Consider the following 17,448-nt stretch of genomic DNA (forward strand, 5'->3'; position numbering starts at 1 on the left):
ACTATGGATCCGATTTCGGTACTAAAAACGCTGTGGCGGCACAAATGGGCGGCCCTGCCCGTGGCCCTGCTGACGATCTTTGCGTGTGTCTACGTAATGTTCATTGGCCAGCGCAGCTACGAAGCAACCATGACCTATGCCCTGCTGAGCCCCAAGACGCCCACCGAGGCGGAATTGCGGGCTCAGCCGGAGCTGGCCGCGATTAACGGCGACAATCCGTACCTGCGCAGCGGCGACCGCGCCCTGTTGGCGCAGGTGCTGATAACCAAGCTCGGAGCTCAGGAGACCGCGGAGCAGTTGAGGAGTCTGGGATTAGGGGCCGAGTACACCGTTGGGCAATCTCTGAGCTCTGGATCCGGTATGTTGCTGGAGATTTCGGCTTCGGGGAATTCGCCAGCCCAGGCGGTGGACACCGCGACGGCACTCGGCAAGCGCCTGGATACGACCCTGCACGAAGTGCAGACCATCAACGGTGCGGACGACAGCTATCTCTATTCCGCCCTGACCATCGATGGTCCCGGCCAAGCGAGTGAGATTTTCTCCAGCCGGCTGCGCACCCTCATCATCGTGGCCGTCGCCGGAGCTCTGTTGCTCTTCGTGTCAGTGTCCGTGGCGCGGTCCGTGGAGTTGGCCAGGGCGTGGCGGCCCGTCGTCGAAAAACCGGCAAAACACGTGGACAGGGAGGCCGACAGAACCACGGGGCCGGCCGCCAGCCGGGCCGGCCAGGGACAGGGTCCGGTCCGACAGGCCCGCAGCGTAAAGAACGTGGAACAGGCCGGCGTCGAAGATGATCAGGAGACTTCCCTGGTGACGGTGCCTGATCGGGACAGCCGACCCCGCAGGAGCTAGGCCCGGGGGCCAGCGGCCGGGCTGTGCGCGAGGATCTCGGCGAGCTCGGCCAGCCGGTGCGCCCGGGCGGATTCCGCCGGGGTGAACGGCTCGCCGGGACGGACAAAGGTGATGGGACCGTGCCAGGCGGTCGGGATCCTCAGGACGGTTCCGTCAGGGGCCGGGACTGTGCCCGCTTTGGCAGCCGGAATAACGGTGCCCGAGTCCGGCCTGGCCTCGATCCGGGCGCGCAGCAGTTCAGCCACCGCCAGCGGCAGCTCCGCCGGGTTGGCCGCGATCCTGGCCGCGAGGCTCAGCGCCCCGGTCTGCCCGTCGGCCATGGCCAGCGCCGTGGTGGGCCAGACATGCGGGTCAAGGCCGCCGCCGTCGCGCAGGGCCTTCAGCAGCTCCGCTTCGGCCAGCTCGCCGGGCGCGGACAGCACAAACTCATCGAGCACACCGCCGTCGACCGGATGGACATGGATGCTCAGGATGTTAGTGTCCAGCCTGGCCAGCGACTGCGTGAGTTTCTGCAGTGAACCGGGCCGGTCCTTCACGACCGTGCGGGCGCGCCACAGGGCCGGTGCCGCGCCGAGCCGGCGGCGGTGCCGCAGGGCAGGAGCGTGCAGCCAGCGCCGCAGCATCCGCGTCGCTGACGGTTCCGCCACCCAGATGACCAGGATGGTGGCGGTCAGCGTGAGGACCAGGACCTTCGCCAGATAGGACAGTTGCGTCCCCACCACCGCCGCATGGACCACCAGCTCGATCGGCAGCATCACGGCGACGTTGGCCAGGGTCAGCCGGGTTTTGGTCGGTTCGGGCATCAGGCCGCAGACTTCGCAGCTCAGTTCGGAGGCGGCCGGGACCTGTGTTCCGCCGTGTTTTCTGCCACGGGCTGAGGGCTTCATGGGTCCCATGATGTCCGGCGGCTGTTACGGGCCTATTGCCAGCCGGTGACGATTCCGCTCAGACTAGCGGCTGCGCCGGCCGGCCGCCTCGACGATGCGCTCCCCGGCCGGCCCGCCGTCCCGCGCCAGGGTCAGGCCGGACGTCCGCCCGTCTTCGGCACCGGCGAGCTGGGCCAGCAGGTCACGGATTTCTGCCAGCAGCGCCGTGTCCGCCGGGATCGGCTTCTCTTCCGGCTCGGCAGTGGCGAGGCGTTTCTTGACCAGATGGTTGATCCGGTTCATCGGTGCCACGAAGATGAAATAGACGACGGCGGCCGTGATCATGAACGTGACGAACGCCGTAATGACCGCGCCGAAGTTGAGGAACGTCTTCTCGTTGCCCGGCCAGATGTGGAAGCCCAGCCCGTCGGTCTCGACCCCGCCGGCCGCCGCAATGATCGGGTTCACGATATTCGAGGTGAACGCGCTGACCAGGGCGGTGAAAGCGGTGCCGACCACGACTGCAATGGACAGTTCGATCACGTTGCCGCGCAGGATGAAGTCCTTGAATCCTTTGAGCATGGGTCCTCCGGTGTGCCTTGATGTAACTCTGTGTGCCGTGTCCCGGTCGCGGGGATCAACCGCTAGACGCTATCACTTCCGCGGCCTGGTCTCCCGACCACAGCCGGCGGCCGGCCTGGCCGAAACCCTGGCAACGCTGCTTGGCGAACGGCTGCGTTTCGGCCACAACTACTGGGCGATGGTGGCCGCCGTCGTCCCGCTCGTGGGTCACACTACCCGGCACCGGGTAAGCCGCGGGCTGCAACGAATCGTGGGCACGGCCCTCGGGCTGGTGCTGCTCGCGGGGATCCTGCTGCGGGACCGGATCCTCGACACCGTCATCGGAGCCGCCGTCGGCATCGCCGTCGTGCTGGCCCCGTCGGCCTGGTGCCGCCTTCGCGCCCGCCGCCCGGGCCCGCCTGGCCCGCAATAGCACGAGCGGACACGGCACCGGGCCAAAGGCCCCTGTCCATTGCCCGGCCGGACCCCGAGGCTAGTCTGGACGAAACAAAGCGATGGGGGATTGCTGGTGGAGGTAGTACAGACGCAAACCAAAGACGTGCTGGACGTCAGTGGACTCGTCAGGCGCTACGGGGACCTGACCGCCGTCGACGGCGTTTCCTTCCACATCCGCGCCGGGGAAACCTACGGGCTGCTGGGACCCAACGGCGCCGGCAAGACCACCATCATCTCCATGGTCGCGGGGCTGATTCCCGCCGACGGGGGAACCGTCCGCGTGGCGGGCCGGGCCATGACCCCGTCCGAGACCGAGGCCAAGCGGATTATCGGCCTGGTCCCGCAGGAACTGGCCATTTATCCGGACCTGACCGCACGGGAGAACCTGAAGTTCTTCGGCCGGTTGCAGGGACTCAGTGGCAGGGAGCTCACCCAGCGCACCAACGAGGTGCTGGAGCTGATCGGCCTGAGCGACCGTGCCGGTGACCTGACCAAGAAGTACTCCGGCGGCATGAAGCGCCGGCTGAACATCGGCATCGGCCTGCTGCACCGGCCCAGCCTGCTGATCCTGGACGAACCGACGGTGGGGGTGGATCCGCAGTCCCGCAACGCCATCCTCGAATCCGTCGAACGGCTCTCCGTCGAAGGCATGGCCGTGCTCTACACCACCCACTACATGGAGGAAGCCGAACGGCTATGCGACCGGATTGCGATCATTGACGAGGGCCGGATCCAGGCCGAGGGCACCCGGGACGAGCTGATCACGCTCACCGGCGGCGTGGACCGGATCAACCTCCGCGGCGGCGGCAGCACATCCCGGGCTGCGGAGGCCCTGCGCGGGCTGCCGGCCGTGCAGCGCGTCGACAACGACGGCGCCGGGCTAATCCTTACGGTCAGCGACGGACCCACCGCACTCGCAGGGATCGTGACAGGCGCCGGGCACGCCGGAATGTCCGTGACGTCCGTGGAGATTGTCCGGCCCGACCTGGAGTCAGTTTTCCTGCACCTGACCGGCAAAGCGCTGAGGGACTGAGATGCCCGGTCTGTGGACCATGGTCGCGAACGACCTGCGCCAGCGCATCCGGGACAAGTCCGTCTTCATCTTCTCCCTCATCGTCCCGCTCGCGCTCATGGGCGTCTTGAGCCTGGTGTTCGGCGGACTCGGCGAGGACACCGTTGACCTGCAGCCGGCCACCGTCGTCGCCAGCGCGGACGACGCCGACCAGCTGGGCGCCGCCCTGATCGGCGCCGTTGATTCCCTCGAGATCATGGACGTTACCGTCAAACGGGTCCCGGCGGCGGATGTCCGCAACGAGACCCAGGCCAGCGGCGCGGACCTTGGCATCATCATTCCCGAGGGCTTCAGCAACGCGGTGCTGTCCGGACAGGCCGCGTCGGTCCAGCTGGTCGAGGGTGACGGCGCCTCGCTGGAAACCGGCGTGCTGATCTCCGTGGTCCAGGGGGTCGTGGACCAGCTCGCCGCCGGCACCGTGACCGCCGCCGCCGGAGGCCTTTCCGGGCTGCCGCACCAGGATCTCGCGGCGCTTGCCGAGCGGTCAGCGGCCGGACCAAGCCTGCTCACCCTGACCGAAGGGCAGGCGGCCGCCGAGCAACTCTCGCTCCGCGGCACGCTCGTGGCCGGCCAGGCCGGGCTGTTCCTGATGTTCACGGTCGGATTCGGCGTCCTGGGGCTGCTCGCGGAGCGGGAACAGGGCACCCTGGCCCGCCTGCGGTCGATGCCGGTCACCGGCGGCGCCGTGATAACGGCCAAGGCCTGCACCGGCTTCATCCTGGGCGTCACTGCCACCACCGTTTTGCTCACCGCCGGCTCCCAGCTGTTCGGCGTCTCCTTCGGCTCGCCGCCCGTGGTGGCCACCCTGATTCTTAGCGTCGTGACAGCGGCTACCAGCCTGACGTTCGTGGTCGCGCGGCTGGTCCGGACGGCGGAGCAGGCCAACGTGGCGCAGTCCATCCTGGCGATGGTGCTGGGGATCGCGGGAGGCGCCTTCTTCCCGGTCCAGGGCACCGGCTTCGCCGCTACTCTGCTGGACCTCAACCCGATCGGCGCGTTCATCCGCGGCCTCGGCATCTCAGCCGGCGGCGGAACCCTGGGGGACGTAACGGGGCCGGTCGCGGTCATGCTGGCGTTCGCCGTGGCCGGGCTGCTCCTCTCGCGCCTCCTCCCGGACCGGGGAGCGCAGGTATGAACGCCATGGTCGCGATCGCCACGGTGGAACTGCGGCGTTTTCTGCGGGACAAGTCGAACATTTTCTTCGTTTTCATCTTTCCCCTCATGCTCATCCTGCTGCTCGGTTCCCAGTTCGGTGCCGGCAGCGGCCAGCCCCGGGTGACCATCGCCGGACCCAGCAGCGGGCTGGCCCAGGCCCTGGGTGCGGAGCTTGAATCGTCCGGCGTCGACGTCACGGCAAGCGACGCGGACGCGGCGCGGGCGGACCTCAGCCGCGGCCGCACCGACGTCGGAGTCTTCCTTGACGACTCCGACGCCGACGCTTACGAGGCCGGGCGGCCCGCGGAGCTCGACGTTGTGATGGCTTCGCAGTCCTCCGCCCAGGCCGTGATGCAGCAGGTCCGCACGGCTGTGCAGGCGGTGGGGCTGGAGCGGAGCCAGCTCGCTGCCCTGACCGGCGCCGGAGTCCCCGAGGAGCAGGCCCGCCCCGCCCTGGACCAGGCCGCCGCGCAGGTGGCGGTGCCGACGGTGGAATTCGTGGACACCGGCGACGTCGTGCAGGAGTTCCGGGGGCTGGGAAAGTTCGATCTCGGGGCCTCGCAGCAGTTGCTGCTCTTTGTCTTCCTCAGTTCACTCACCGGTGCGGCCACGCTGATCCAGGCCCGACGGTTCGGTGTGGTCGGCCGGGTCATGTCCACCCCGGTGTCCAGCGGCCAGATCGTGGCCGGGCAGGCGCTGGGACGCTTCGCCATCGCGTTCGTCCAGGGCGGATTCATCATGGTCGGCACCGCGCTGCTGTTCGGCGTCGACTGGGGCAATCTGTGGCTGTCGGCCCTGGTGCTGGTGCTCTTCTGCGCCGTCTCGGCAGCCGCCGCGATGATGGTCGGCTCCGTGATGGACAATGACACCGCCGCGGCCGGCGTGGGCGTCGGCGGCGGACTCGTACTGGCGGGCCTGGGCGGCTGCATGGTGCCGCCCGAGTTCTTCCCGGACACGCTGGCCGCGATCTCCTTCGCCACGCCCCACCGCTGGGCCTATGAAGCATTGGCAACCATCCAGCGCCACGACGGCAGCCTAGGCGATGTCCTGCCGGAGCTGGGCGTGCTCGCCGGCATGGCAGCCGCGCTGCTCGTGCTGGGCGGCTGGCTGCTGCGACGCAGCCTCAGCCGGGCCCTGTAACGGCCGCGCGATCCCGGGCCCGTGCGGGCACGGGCGGGCGTAGAGTGGAAACAGAATCCATTCAACGGAAGTGATGCAATGGCTAACTCCGGCACCGGGGACTCCGTGGTGGACCGTGTGGTCCGGGTGATCTCAGCGTTCCCCGAGGGTGTCACCGTGCTGCCGCTCTCCGAGCTCTCGGACCGGGCCGGGCTGCCGCTGAGCACCGCCCACCGGCTGGTCCGGCAGCTTGCCGGACATGGTCTGCTGGAGCTGGGCAGTGGGGGATCCGTCCGGCTGGGCCTGCGCCTGTGGGAGCTGGTCAACCGGAATTCGCCCACCCTCGCCCTCCGACAGGCGGCCATGCCCTTTATGGAGGATATCCAGCAGGTGCTGAACCAGAACGTGAACTTAGCTGTGCTGGAGGGCTGGGAGGCGCTGTTCGTCGAGCGCCTCTCCCGCCGCGGCTCCGTGGCGAACCGGGCCCAGATCGCCGGACGGATGCCGGTGCACGTGTCCTCCGCCGGGCTGGCGCTGATGGCCTACCAGCCGGCGCCGGTCCAGGCGGAGTACCTCCAGCAGTTTCACGACCCTGCCGGGAAGGTCGAGCCGGAGGAACTCCGCACCCTGCTCCAGGAGACGGCCGCCCACGGCTTTGCGCAGCTGGCCGGCGTCGTGGACCCGGACACCTGGGGGATTGCCGTCCCGGTGCGGGACACGAGGAACCGCACCGTGGCGGCGCTCGGCGTCGTCGTTCCCCTGCGCGAGGTGCGGCTCCAGGCGCTGGTTCCGGCCCTGCAGACAGCCGCCCGCGGGATCGGCCGGCAGCTGCAGGGGCCATCGGCGACGACTGTATTCCATTCAGCGGAATCCGTGTAACGCCCATCACGCGTCCGGGCGCACACTGGAGCCAGAGAATCCACACGGCCCCTGACGCCCACCAGTCCGGGCCCCGCAACGAAGCGAGGACACCATGGCAAACCGCATAGTCATTACCACCCAGGTCGCCATCATGGGGGCTGGCCCGGCAGGGCTGATGCTCTCCCACCTGCTGGCCCAGCAGGGAATCGAATCCACCGTGATCGAGATCCGCAGCCACCAGGAAATCTCCGAAACCGTCCGCGCGGGGATCCTGGAACACGGCTCCGTGAACATGCTCGTCGACAGCGGCGTCTCCGACCGCGTCCTGCGCGACGGCGACCGGCACGACGGCATCGAACTGCGCTTCAACGGGGAGAGCCACCGGATCGACTTCCAGGACCTCGTCGGCGAGTCGGTCTGGCTCTACCCCCAGACCGACGTCTTCCTCGACCTCGCCGCACGGCGCCAGGCCGACGGCGGCGACGTCCGCTACAGCGTCACCGACACCACCATCCAAGACCTCGAAGGCACGCCGAAGGTCCTGTTCACCGACGCCGACGGCGTGGAATGGGAGCTGCAGGCAGACTTCATCGCCGGCGCAGACGGCTCGCGCAGCCACAGCCGATTCCAGATCCCGGAGGCCCAGCGCAAGTGGTACTTCCACGAGTACCCTTTCGCCTGGTTCGGGATCCTGGCTGAAGCCCCGCGCAGCTCCGACGAACTGATCTACGCCAACTCCGAGAACGGCTTCGCCCTGATCAGCCAGCGGACCGAAACCGTCCAGCGGATGTACTTCCAGTGCGACCCGAACGAGGACGTCAACAACTGGAGCGAGGACCGGATCTGGGACGCGTTCCGCAGCCGGGTCAACGGCAACGGCTTCGAGCTCAAGGAGGGGCCGGTCATCGACAAGACGGTCCTGAAGTTCCGCAGCTTCGTGCACGCCCCGATGCGGCACGGCAAGCTGTTCCTCGCCGGCGACGCCGCCCACACCGTCCCGCCGACCGGGGCCAAGGGCCTGAACCTGGCGCTGCACGACGTCAAGGTGCTGTTCGAAGGCTTCGACAGCTTTTACAAGACCGGGAACACCGTGCTCCTGGATGCCTACAGCGACCGCGCCCTGGACCGGGTGTGGAAGGCCCAGCAGTTCTCCTACTGGATGACGTCCATGCTGCACACCCCGGTCGACGCCGACGACTTCGCCCGCGCCCGCCAGCTCGGCGAGCTCAACTCGGTAGTGTCATCCCGCCACGGCCGGGCCTACCTCGCCGAGGCGTACACCGGCTGGCCGGGCGCGCACTAACACCGGGGCACCGGGCGGGCTAGGGGACGCGCACGGACTCGGCCGGCGCGGCTTCGACCAGGACCGGCGTCGTGCTTTCCTTGCCATCCGCTCCGGCCTTCGCTGCTTTGGCGGACTTCCGGCCCGCCCGGCCGTAGACCAGATACATCGTCACACCGGTGATGACCATCAGCAGCACGGTGTAGACGAAGGTGTTTGAGACCCCGTCGACACCCTCGGCGCCGTCCGTGTTGGCCTTGATCACCAGGCCCAGGGGCTGGAACAGCGGGTGGGCCAGGAAGATGGCGGTGTCGTAGTCATCCAGCATGCTGTTGAAGTTGAGCGCCGTGATCGCCGCCGCTGCAGGCAGGACGATCGGCAGCAGGATCCGGCGGAACACGTACAGCGTCTTGGCGCCCATGATGTTGGCCGCTTCTTCGAGCGAGGAGTTGACCGAAGCGAAGGAGGCCTTGAGCATCCGCAGGGTGAACGGGATCTTGACGGTCACGAAGGCGATGAGCAGGATCACCGTGGTCCCGGTCAGGACGGCGCCGCCTACCAGCGGGTTCGGATGGTCGTAGCTGAGGATCAGGCCCAGGGCGAGCAGGGCGGAGGGGAGGATCCACGGGATGTGGAGGAGGTACTCGACGGCCGACGTGACCCAGTTGCGGTACAACTGCAGGAGCCGGGCAACGAAGAGCAGGCCTCCGACGGCGATCAGCGCGGCCAGTGCGCTGTAGACGATGCTGATGATGAAGGGACGCAGGCCCGAGGGCTGGGTGAGGACCCGGATGTAGTTGTCGAAAGTCAGGCTCCCCGGCACCAGTTGGCCGGTCTGGATCGCGGCGCCGTCGGCAAAGGAATACAACACGATCAGCACCACGGGCAGCGTGTAGACGGCGAACAGCAGGTACGCGGCGACGTGGACGGCAGCGTTGGCCACGGGGTTTCGGATTTGCTGCTTCTGCAGCCCGGCGGACACCTTCGAGACCGAGAAGTACGTTCCTCCCTTTTCCATCCGGGTCATCACCGCCAGCATCAGGATGGTGGCCACACCGAGGATCACGGCGAGCAGGGCGGCGAGGTCCCTCGACGTCGGGCTGTTGCTGAAGGTGAGAATCATCGGCGTGATGGTCTGGAATTCCCGGCCGCCGAGGACCTGCGGGGCGCTGAGGGCTCCGAGGCCGGTCAGGAACGAGAGGATGGTGACGGCGAACAGCGTCGGCTTAAGCATCGGCAGGACGATCCGCCGGAGGATGGTCCAGGTGGAGGCTCCCATGTTCCTGGCCGCTTCGATGGTCTGGTAGTCCACGCCCTTCAGCGCGTTGGTGACAAACAGCATGTGGTTCGTCGTGGTGGCGAACGTCATGACGGCCAGGACGGCAAAGAAACCGGAAAACCAGCCGGGATCCATCCCGGGAAACAACCCCACCAGGAAGCCGGTCACGATCCCTTTGTCCCCGTAGATGAATTTGTAGCCCGCCGCCAGCACAATGCCGCCGTAGATGAAGGTGGTGGCGTAGCCGAGGAACAGGACCCTTGAGCCGCGGATCTTGAAGTACTGGGTGACCAGCACAATGAAGATTCCCACGACGTTGACGGTGATGGACAAGGCGATCGCCAGCAGAAAGCTGTTGCCCAGGGATTTCATCGCCCGCTGGGAGGAGAACAGCTTTTCGGCGGCGCGCCCGGAGAAGCTCCCGTCCGGGAAGAAGGTCTGGATCAGGACATTCGCATTGGGCCAGACGAGGAAAGCCGCGATGAACCAGGTCAGCACGACCCCGACGATCAGGACTGCGGGGGAACGGAGCATGCTCCGGATGCTCCCGCCGTTCGAGCCGCCCGCCGTGCTCACAGGGTGGTCGCTTCCTGCAGCCGGTTCCTAAGCGAGACACCTGTTTCCGGGTGGTATTGAAGGACGTGGGAGGGCTGGACGTAAACCGTGGCCTGGCTGCCCGTGGCGGGGTGTGTCCCGCCGTCTTCCTTGACCAGCAGCCGGATGTCGGCGCCGTGGCAGCGGACGATGTACCGGCTGTGCAGGCCGTGATAGGTCTTCGAAACCACAGTCCCCTGCACCGGGACGGCCGATCCGTTGCCGCCGGCGGGATCCAGGGACGCCTTTTCCACGCGCAGGTAGGAGTTGGCCGTGGGATCCAGGGTATGACGCGATTGCCGGTTCAGTTCCGCGACGAACCCGGCCGTCAGGCGTGAACTGTCCCCGATGAAATTGCAGACGAACTCGGTGGCGGATTCGTCATAGATGCTCTGCGGAGTGCCAATTTGCTCGACCACACCCTTGTTGAAGACGGCTACCCGGTCGCTCATGGCCAGTGCCTCGTCCTGGTCATGGGTGACGTAGACAGTGGTGATGCCAAATTCGCTTTGGAGGTCCTTGAGCTGCTGCCTCAGCTGGTGGCGAAGCTTGGCATCCAAATTGGAGAGCGGCTCGTCGAGCAGCAGGATCTTGGGCTGCAGCACGAGCGCCCGGGCGACGGCGACGCGCTGCTGCTGTCCGCCGGACAGCTCGGCCACGTTTTTGCGCAGCTGGTCCTCGGACAGGTCAACCCGCCGGGCGATATCGCGTACGAGGCGGTCGCTCTCGGCCGCCTTCTCCTTGCGTACGCGAAGGCCGAAGGCGATGTTCTCCCACACGCTCATGCTGGGGAACAGGGCGTAGTTCTGGAACACCATGCCGACCTGGCGCTTGTCGCTCGGAAGCCGGGTGACGGCCTTGCCGTCGACGTAGACCTCTCCGGCGGACGGCTCGATAAACCCCGCCAGGGTGCGGAGTGCGGTGGACTTGCCGCAGCCCGAGGGTCCAAGCAGCGTGAAGAATTCTCCCGGTTCCACCTGGAGATCAAGGTTGGGGATGGCGGTGAAGTCGCCGAAGGTGACTTCGATGTTCTCGAAACGGATCATGGCAACCTGTCCTGTGCTAGCGGCGAAGCGGGGGTGTCCAGCAGAAAAGGCACGGGCTGTGGCCGGCCGGCCGCAGCCCGTGCGCGGGTCAGCTCATGTATTCCAGTTCGATCTTTTCCACCCAGGCGCCCATGTTCTCCTGCACGAAGTTCCAGTCGATGTCCTGCTGCTTGAGCGTATTGAAGAACTCGACGACCTCGGGCTTGGCCTTAGCCACGGCTGCCTTGTTAACCGGCATGGAGTTGAACTGCTGGGCCCATTCACCCTGTGTCTGAGCGCTGCCGAACCAGTCGATGAACTTGAGGGCCTCATCCTGTTTGTCCGTTCCCTTCACCAGGGCAACCTGCTCGATGGCCAGCGGCACCCCAACGGACGGCATCACGGTCTCGACGTCGACGTTGAACGACTTCTCACGCTCGGGAATGACCGAGGAGGCCATCTGCCCCATGTCCGTCTCCCCCGAGGCGATGCGGGCGAACAGGTCGGTCTTCGCCACTGCGGGCGTCCCGTTCTTGAAGTACTCCTCGACCTGCTTCCACCCCTCGTCGGAGACGCCCAGATCGCCGGCGTCGTCCTTGTAGCGCGTCAGGACGCCGGCGAAGACCAGTTGCGCGGTGGCCGTACCGAGGCCGGTGACCCGCTCGTAGCGGGATTTGAAATTGTCCTGGGTCCATAGCTCGGTCCAGTCCTTGGGGGCCTCTTCGGCGCTGAACTTCTCCGTGTTGTAGCCGAGGAGGATTGCCTGCTGGACCAGCGGCCAGTAGGCCTTGCTGTCGGACTGGTCACCCTTGGCGGTGTCGACCTCCGCGGACCAGGCGGGGGTGAACGGTGCGATGGCACCGGCTGCCTTGACCTGCTCGAAGTACATGTTGTTGAGCCCAAAGGCGACGTCTGCGATCGGGTTGTTCTTCTCCGCGATCAGCTTGTTGGTGGCGTCCGCGCCGCCGGCGCCGACGATTTCGATCTTGAAGCCGGCTGCTGCCGCCTTCTCCGTCAGCCACTCGCCGCGGCCTTCACCGTTGGAATTCGTGTAGACGATCAGCGTTTCGCCGGAGGGCGGTCCCGAGGGGGCGACGGCGGCGGGCCCGGTAGCTGCTCCGGACGAGGCGGGGGCTGCGGCGCCCGCGCCGCAACCGGAAAGAAGGGCGACGGCGACGGCGCCGGCAACCATGGTTTTCAATCTGCGCACGAGTGAGACTCATTTCTGAACGGGGCCAGATGGCATTTGTCCGGCCAGCCTATAGCGGACGACGCAGGAGTTAGCGGTTATGGCTATCAAATCGATGAAATAGCCCGTCCTTGGCAACCGAGTCTGGTGTGGTCGGGTGAACGTCGTGCGCCTGCGGCCTGAACGCGCCGTGAACATCGGGGCGCTCCGACGCGCCGGGGTGATGCCGGGCCGGACGGTCGTAGCCGTCCCGTGGCGCGGAGGGGGCCGGGGTCCACAGCCTGCCTTAATCCTCCTCGAGCGTCTCCGTCAGGTGGTGCGTCGGGATGCGGTCCCGGTCGTAGGTGATTTCGGTGTACCCGTGGGGTGCGGGCTTGCCGTGCGGATCGAGGTTCACGAAGACAATTTCCTCGATCGTGAGGATGCTCTGCCGGGTGATCATGTTGCGGACCTCGGCGCGCATGGTCAGCGAGGTCCGCCCGAAGCGGGTGGCCGTCAGCCCCATCTCGATCAGGTCGCCCTGGACGGCCGAGCTGACGAAGTTGATTTCGGAGATGTACTTGGTGACTGCCCGGCCATTGCCGAGTTGCAGGATGGCGTAGATCGCAGCTTCCTCGTCGATCCATTTCAGCAGGCTTCCGCCGAACAGCGTGCCGTTTGCGTTCAGGTCTTCGGGCCGCACCCACTTGCGGGTGCGGAAGGTGATGTCGGCCGGTTCCATAGTGCGAGATTAGTCGACGGCGGCGTGTCGCCGGCAGTGTGACGGGATCCCGCCGGCCCGCGCGCCGGCCGTAGACTCTGGGCATGGACGCTCTCTCGGTCGTCGGCGGCGGCATCGCGGGGCTGGCCCTGGCCGCATGCCTTGACCCCCACCGCTTTCAGGTGACCGTCCACGAGCGGCGGGCAGAGCAGCCGTCAGTGGAGACGTCGCTGGCCATGTGGCCGGAAGCCCAGCAGGCCCTTGATGAGGTGGGTATTCTCCCGGCGGTCCGTGCGGCCGGCTCGGACTTTGGCGGCATGGCGCTCCGGGACGGATCCGGGAACGTTCTGCTCAAGGCGCAGGCACCAGGCGTCATCGGGGTGTCACGTGCGGACCTGCTCCGGCTGCTGGACGCGGCGGTGCCGGCCTCGGTCGCCAGAGCCAACGGCCAGGTGGCATCACTGCCGCGGCCGGGCGTTGTGGTCGGCGCCGACGGGGTGCACAGCATTGTCCGCCGGAGCGTCTGGGGCGAACGCAGCAGGGCCAGGCTCAGCCCCTATCTGGCGCTGCGCGGCATCATCGACGAGCCGGTCCCGGCCGGCGGCGGCGGTGAATTCTGGGGGCGCGGGCAGTTGTTTGGCATAACGCCCGCGTCCCGCGGCCGCACCTACTGGTATGCCTCATACCGGTCAGGGCTGGGTCCCGGCGGCATCGACGTCGAGGAGGCATTGGCGCTTACCCGCGCACGTTTGTCCGGCCGGGCTGCCGGCATAGACCGCGTCCTGCTCGCCCCGACGCCCGGGCAGACGCTGGCCCAACGCGTCTGGACGGTGCCGTTCCCGGGCAGCTACCAACGGGACTGCGCGGTGCTGGTGGGCGACGCGGCGCACGGCATGACCCCGAACCTGGGGCGCGGCGCCTGCGAGGCGCTGATCGACGCGGTCACCCTCGCGAAGCTGCTCAACTCCCGCCCGCTCCCGGCGGCCCTGCGGGCGTGCAACCGGCGGAGGCTGCTGCGCAGCCAGGCATTGCGCGTGGCGTCCTCCGGCATGGCACGGCTGGCGCTCGCGGAAACCGCCCAGCCCCTGCGCGACGGGCTGCTGCGGCTGGCCGGCGGGCGCGGGGGCCGACGGGGTCCCGGCTGACGGCGTCGAACTCTGGCGTTCCCTACGCCATGGCGGTGTGTGCGGCGCTGTGCGAATCGATGGTTTTCGCATAGCAGTAGGAGTGCTCCACCCCGATATACGGCCCGAAGTTCGGCACCGGGACAAAGCCGGAGTTCTGGTAAAACTGGCGGCCGTCCGTCTGAACCGAGCCGGCCTCCGCGGTGATGGAGGTGATGCCGAGGCTGTGCGCGTGCGCTTCCAGGGCCGCGAGGATGGAGCTGGCCACCCCGGAACCGCGGGTGTACGGGAGCACGTAGAGCCGCTTGATCTCAGCGGTGTGCGCATCGAGGATGCGCAGGCCGCCGCAGCCCACGGGCTGCCCGGAAGCCTTGTCATGGGCGACGAGGAACACGGCCGTGTCCGTCTCCGACGGCGGCGGCCCGGGTTCGTGATCGCTCGTGCCAAAGCGGGCGTCGAGTTCGGCCTGCTGGGCTGCGCGGAGATCCGCGCCCACCGGGTTGGCCCAGGTGACCTGCCGGATGTTGAGCCGCGGATTCGTCTGCATGGCTGCCTCGCTTCGCCGAAGGGTTATGCAGATCAACGCTAGGCACCGCCGGTTTCGGCCGTGTTTCCTGCGCGTTAGGGTTCGGAGAATTCCGCTAGAGCGTGCCGCCGGTGGGGTCCTCCGCCGTCGGGTCAACCAGCGCCAGGCCGCCGACGGGACTGTCGTCCCAGTGGATGAGCCGCCAGCCGGCGTCGGGATCCCCTTCCAAGGCCACAATCCCGGTGTTGGCGAGGACATGGCGGGCAGCGAAGCCCGACTCCACGTTGCTGGCCCGCAGGCCCGCCCAGACGCGGATCGCGGCGCCGTGGCTGACCACGGCCACCGTTGCGGCGTCGCCAGTCGCTGCGGCTGCGGCGGCGATCCGTGTGATCGAGGCGTCGTAGCGCTCGAAGAAGTCATGCCCGCTGGGCCCGGCCGGCATCCTGCGGTGCAGTTCCCCGGCCGCCCAGCCGAACACGGTCCCAAGGTAGCGCAGGTGCGATTCCTTGTCGGTGAGCTTCTCTAACGACCCGGCCTCGATCTCCCGCAGGCCCTCCAGCACCTCGACCTCCAGGCCGCGGGCGGTCGAGAGCGGCGCGGCCGTGATCTGGGTGCGGATCAGCGTGGAAGCAAAGAGAAGGTCGATCTGCTCATTCGCCAGGGACCGCGCCAGCGCGGCGGCCTGCCGCTCCCCGAGCTCGGTCAGCCCGGGGCCTGGTTGGGCGGTGTCCAGCTGGCCCAGGACGTTACCGGGCGTCTGGCCGTGGCGGATGAGCAGGAGCCTCATGCGAGGTGGTCCACCAGCTTGTCCGCAATGCCGGTGTACTTGCCGGGGGTCAGGGCCAGCAGCCGGGCTTCGGCGTCCGCCGACAGGCCCAGGCTCTGGACGAATTCCTGCATCCTGGCCGCATCGACGCGCTGCCCGCGGGTCAGGTCCTTGAGCCGCTCGTAGGGGTTCTCCATGCCGTCGACGCCGGCGATGGCCTCGGCGCGCATGACCATCTGGATGGCTTCGCCGAGGACTTCCCAGTTTGTGTCGAGGTCCGCGGCCAGCACGTCCTCCGCAACCTTCAGGCGGTCCAGCCCCTTGGCCACATTGGAGATGGCAAGCAGCGAGTGGCCGAAGGCCACGCCGATGTTGCGCTGCGAGGAGGAATCGGTGAGGTCGCGCTGCCAGCGGGAGGTGACCAGGGTGGAGCCCAGGACGTCCAGCAGCCCCGAGGAGATCTCCAGGTTGGCCTCGGCGTTCTCGAAACGGATCGGATTGACCTTGTGCGGCATGGTGGAGGAACCGGTGGCGCCCGCGACCGGGATCTGCACGAAATAGCCGATCGAGATGTAGCTCCAGATATCCGTGCAGACGTTGTGCAGGATCCGGTTGAACCGCGCGACGTCGGCGTACAGCTCCGCCTGCCAGTCGTGGCTTTCGATCTGCGTGGTCAGCGGGTTCCAGCCCAGGCCCAGGCCTTCAACGAAACTCTTCGCGACGTGCTCCCAGTCGGCGCCCGGGACGGAAGCCACGTGGGCCGCATAGGTGCCGGTGGCGCCGTTGATCTTGCCGAGGTAGTCGGTCCGGGAGATGCGGTCCAGCTGGCGGGTCAGGCGGTGCGCGATGACGGCCAGTTCCTTGCCGAGGGTGGTGGGGGTGGCCGGCTGGCCATGCGTGCGCGAGAGCATCGGCACCGCCCGGTTGTCCCCGGCCATGGCGCTGATCTGTCCGACAAGCTTCCGGGCGGCGGGCAGCCAGACGTCCTCCACGGCGCCCTTGACGCCCAGGGCGTAGGAGAGGTTGTTGATGTCCTCGGAGGTGCAGCCGAAGTGCACCATGGCGGTCAGGTGTTCGATGCCGATGCCGGGCAGCCGGCGGCCGATGTAGTACTCGACGGCTTTGACGTCGTGCACGGTGACGGCTTCGATGTCCGCCAGTTCGGCGACTGAGCCGGCGTCGAATTCGGTGACAATGGCGCGCAGCTTCTCCTGCTGCTCCGCGGTCAGCGGTCCGGCGCCGGGGAGCACGCTGTTGCCGGTCAGGTGGATGAGCCACTCAACCTCGACGGCGACCCGGTCGCGGTTGAGGGCGGCTTCGGAGAGATAGTCAACCAGCGGGGCGACGGCGGACTGGTACCGGCCGTCCAGCGGGCCGAGCGCGATCTGTTGTGAGGACGCGGCGAGGGCCAGGCGTCCGGACGGCGTGCGGGTATCGGCTGTGGCGGCAGTTTCAGGCATGCCCCGATTCTTTCACGAAGTCCCGCCGGGCCTTAAGCGCGCGGATCCGTGTGACTTCCGGCCGGGATTCCGCGGTTCTCCTGCCGGTTCCACCGGACGTTGTCCACATGGCCGGGCGGGGAGCTTCAGCCGGGGCAGCGGGGCCCCTAACGTCGGTGTCATGACCAGCCGGACGCCAGCATGAGCACGACGAACACCAGCAACAACGCCGAGGGCAGCGGGGCGTCCGCGGGGAATCTCCTGGCCTCTGGTGCCGCGGCGTGCGCCCCACGCAGTTTTGAGGTCCAGCAGCTTGCTGCCCGGGTGGCCGCCTGCGCTGAACGCACGGACGCTGTGCTGGCTCATCTGGTCAATGTGGAACTGCAGGGCTGGCAGTCCCCGGCGGGCCGGGCCTACCGGACGGCGGTGTCCCTGCAGGCTGCGTCCCTGCGTCGCAGCCGTGCCGCCCTGCAGGAGGCCGCCGCCGCGGTGTTCAGGCACGCCCAGAACGTGGCACTGTCCCTGGGGCGGCCGGGGCCCTGATGGCGGAGGTCTCGCCGGCTGGCTCCGGGGGATCGCCCGTCC

General features: G+C 67.7%; 17 protein-coding genes and 1 pseudogene. 9 read left to right on the top strand and 9 right to left on the bottom strand.

The window, feature by feature from the left end:
* The first annotated feature begins 3 nt into the window (after window positions 1-3).
* Window positions 4-849 (top strand): YveK family protein, encoded by an 846-nt coding sequence (locus AC50YC_RS07740; protein ID WP_494952964.1) that lies wholly within the window; start codon window positions 4-6, stop codon window positions 847-849.
* On the opposite strand, the gene AC50YC_RS07745 is transcribed toward AC50YC_RS07740, so the two are convergent.
* Together AC50YC_RS07745 and mscL are read right to left on the bottom strand one after the other, a co-directional pair.
* On the bottom strand, window positions 846-1,736 hold the full coding sequence (locus AC50YC_RS07745; RefSeq protein WP_494952965.1) for an amino acid-binding protein: 891 nt from the start codon (window positions 1,734-1,736) through the stop codon (window positions 846-848). The genes AC50YC_RS07740 and AC50YC_RS07745 overlap by 4 nt on opposite strands.
* Before the next feature lie 63 nt (window positions 1,737-1,799).
* Entirely contained in the window at window positions 1,800-2,297 is a 498-nt protein-coding gene (gene mscL, locus AC50YC_RS07750; RefSeq protein WP_494952966.1) for a large conductance mechanosensitive channel protein MscL, read from the bottom strand.
* Between the two features lie 106 nt (window positions 2,298-2,403).
* On the opposite strand from mscL, the pseudogene AC50YC_RS07755 reads away from it, so the two are divergent.
* The 6 genes and pseudogenes from AC50YC_RS07755 to AC50YC_RS07780 all read left to right on the top strand — a co-directional run.
* A pseudogene (locus AC50YC_RS07755) lies at window positions 2,404-2,709 on the top strand (FUSC family protein); the annotation flags it as partial.
* 96 nt (window positions 2,710-2,805) lie between these two features.
* The gene (locus AC50YC_RS07760) at window positions 2,806-3,765 is read left to right on the top strand and encodes an ABC transporter ATP-binding protein (protein WP_494952967.1); all 960 of its coding nucleotides are present in this window, start codon (window positions 2,806-2,808) and stop codon (window positions 3,763-3,765) included.
* 1 nt (window position 3,766) lies between these two features.
* Window positions 3,767-4,939, top strand: a complete 1,173-nt coding sequence (locus AC50YC_RS07765; protein WP_494952968.1) for an ABC transporter permease — start codon at window positions 3,767-3,769, stop codon at window positions 4,937-4,939.
* Window positions 4,936-6,099, top strand: coding sequence for an ABC transporter permease (locus tag AC50YC_RS07770; RefSeq protein ID WP_494952969.1), 1,164 nt, complete (start codon window positions 4,936-4,938; stop codon window positions 6,097-6,099). Before AC50YC_RS07765 ends, AC50YC_RS07770 begins: the two co-directional genes overlap by 4 nt.
* 78 nt (window positions 6,100-6,177) lie before the next feature.
* On the top strand, window positions 6,178-6,957 hold the full coding sequence (locus AC50YC_RS07775) for an IclR family transcriptional regulator (protein ID WP_494952970.1): 780 nt from the start codon (window positions 6,178-6,180) through the stop codon (window positions 6,955-6,957).
* A 94-nt stretch (window positions 6,958-7,051) separates the two neighbouring features.
* The gene (locus tag AC50YC_RS07780) at window positions 7,052-8,242 is read left to right on the top strand and encodes a 4-hydroxybenzoate 3-monooxygenase (protein ID WP_494952971.1); all 1,191 of its coding nucleotides are present in this window, start codon (window positions 7,052-7,054) and stop codon (window positions 8,240-8,242) included.
* 19 nt (window positions 8,243-8,261) lie between these two features.
* Here the strand turns inward: AC50YC_RS07780 and AC50YC_RS07785 are convergent, their stop codons facing one another.
* From AC50YC_RS07785 to AC50YC_RS07800, 4 genes are all read right to left on the bottom strand, one after another.
* Window positions 8,262-10,034, bottom strand: coding sequence for an ABC transporter permease (locus tag AC50YC_RS07785; RefSeq protein ID WP_494952972.1), 1,773 nt, complete (start codon window positions 10,032-10,034; stop codon window positions 8,262-8,264).
* 38 nt (window positions 10,035-10,072) lie between these two features.
* A complete protein-coding gene (locus tag AC50YC_RS07790) occupies window positions 10,073-11,140 on the bottom strand; it encodes an ABC transporter ATP-binding protein (protein ID WP_494952973.1) in 1,068 nt (355 codons plus the stop codon).
* Between the two features lie 88 nt (window positions 11,141-11,228).
* On the bottom strand, window positions 11,229-12,311 hold the full coding sequence (locus AC50YC_RS07795; protein WP_494953071.1) for an extracellular solute-binding protein: 1,083 nt from the start codon (window positions 12,309-12,311) through the stop codon (window positions 11,229-11,231).
* A gap of 283 nt (window positions 12,312-12,594) precedes the next feature.
* Entirely contained in the window at window positions 12,595-13,029 is a 435-nt protein-coding gene (locus tag AC50YC_RS07800; protein ID WP_082492650.1) for an acyl-CoA thioesterase, read from the bottom strand.
* An 83-nt stretch (window positions 13,030-13,112) separates the two neighbouring features.
* Between AC50YC_RS07800 and AC50YC_RS07805 the strand changes: the two genes are divergently transcribed.
* The gene (locus AC50YC_RS07805; RefSeq protein ID WP_494952974.1) at window positions 13,113-14,153 is read left to right on the top strand and encodes an FAD-dependent monooxygenase; all 1,041 of its coding nucleotides are present in this window, start codon (window positions 13,113-13,115) and stop codon (window positions 14,151-14,153) included.
* A 22-nt stretch (window positions 14,154-14,175) separates the two neighbouring features.
* On the opposite strand, the gene AC50YC_RS07810 is transcribed toward AC50YC_RS07805, so the two are convergent.
* From AC50YC_RS07810 to purB, 3 genes are all read right to left on the bottom strand, one after another.
* Window positions 14,176-14,679, bottom strand: coding sequence for a GNAT family N-acetyltransferase (locus AC50YC_RS07810; protein ID WP_494952975.1), 504 nt, complete (start codon window positions 14,677-14,679; stop codon window positions 14,176-14,178).
* 94 nt (window positions 14,680-14,773) lie between these two features.
* On the bottom strand, window positions 14,774-15,445 hold the full coding sequence (locus AC50YC_RS07815) for a histidine phosphatase family protein (RefSeq protein ID WP_494952976.1): 672 nt from the start codon (window positions 15,443-15,445) through the stop codon (window positions 14,774-14,776).
* A complete protein-coding gene (purB, locus tag AC50YC_RS07820; protein ID WP_494952977.1) occupies window positions 15,442-16,884 on the bottom strand; it encodes an adenylosuccinate lyase in 1,443 nt (480 codons plus the stop codon). Before purB ends, AC50YC_RS07815 begins: the two co-directional genes overlap by 4 nt.
* Before the next feature lie 180 nt (window positions 16,885-17,064).
* Between purB and AC50YC_RS07825 the strand changes: the two genes are divergently transcribed.
* The gene (locus AC50YC_RS07825) at window positions 17,065-17,406 is read left to right on the top strand and encodes a hypothetical protein (RefSeq protein WP_494952978.1); all 342 of its coding nucleotides are present in this window, start codon (window positions 17,065-17,067) and stop codon (window positions 17,404-17,406) included.
* The last annotated feature ends 42 nt before the right edge of the window (window positions 17,407-17,448 follow it).

The sequence above is a fragment of the Pseudarthrobacter sp. MDT1-56 genome (assembly GCF_059383555.1).

Coding starts and splice junctions, on each gene's coding strand:
- AC50YC_RS07740 (WP_494952964.1), top strand. CDS start 4: ATGGATCCGATTTCGGTACTAAAAACGCTGTGGCGGCACAAATGGGCG.
- AC50YC_RS07745 (WP_494952965.1), bottom strand. CDS start 1,736: ATGAAGCCCTCAGCCCGTGGCAGAAAACACGGCGGAACACAGGTCCCG.
- mscL (WP_494952966.1), bottom strand. CDS start 2,297: ATGCTCAAAGGATTCAAGGACTTCATCCTGCGCGGCAACGTGATCGAA.
- AC50YC_RS07765 (WP_494952968.1), top strand. CDS start 3,767: ATGCCCGGTCTGTGGACCATGGTCGCGAACGACCTGCGCCAGCGCATC.
- AC50YC_RS07770 (WP_494952969.1), top strand. CDS start 4,936: ATGAACGCCATGGTCGCGATCGCCACGGTGGAACTGCGGCGTTTTCTG.
- AC50YC_RS07775 (WP_494952970.1), top strand. CDS start 6,178: ATGGCTAACTCCGGCACCGGGGACTCCGTGGTGGACCGTGTGGTCCGG.
- AC50YC_RS07780 (WP_494952971.1), top strand. CDS start 7,052: ATGGCAAACCGCATAGTCATTACCACCCAGGTCGCCATCATGGGGGCT.
- AC50YC_RS07785 (WP_494952972.1), bottom strand. CDS start 10,034: ATGCTCCGTTCCCCCGCAGTCCTGATCGTCGGGGTCGTGCTGACCTGG.
- AC50YC_RS07790 (WP_494952973.1), bottom strand. CDS start 11,140: ATGATCCGTTTCGAGAACATCGAAGTCACCTTCGGCGACTTCACCGCC.
- AC50YC_RS07795 (WP_494953071.1), bottom strand. CDS start 12,311: ATGGTTGCCGGCGCCGTCGCCGTCGCCCTTCTTTCCGGTTGCGGCGCG.
- AC50YC_RS07800 (WP_082492650.1), bottom strand. CDS start 13,029: ATGGAACCGGCCGACATCACCTTCCGCACCCGCAAGTGGGTGCGGCCC.
- AC50YC_RS07805 (WP_494952974.1), top strand. CDS start 13,113: ATGGACGCTCTCTCGGTCGTCGGCGGCGGCATCGCGGGGCTGGCCCTG.
- AC50YC_RS07810 (WP_494952975.1), bottom strand. CDS start 14,679: ATGCAGACGAATCCGCGGCTCAACATCCGGCAGGTCACCTGGGCCAAC.
- AC50YC_RS07815 (WP_494952976.1), bottom strand. CDS start 15,445: ATGAGGCTCCTGCTCATCCGCCACGGCCAGACGCCCGGTAACGTCCTG.
- purB (WP_494952977.1), bottom strand. CDS start 16,884: ATGCCTGAAACTGCCGCCACAGCCGATACCCGCACGCCGTCCGGACGC.
- AC50YC_RS07825 (WP_494952978.1), top strand. CDS start 17,065: ATGAGCACGACGAACACCAGCAACAACGCCGAGGGCAGCGGGGCGTCC.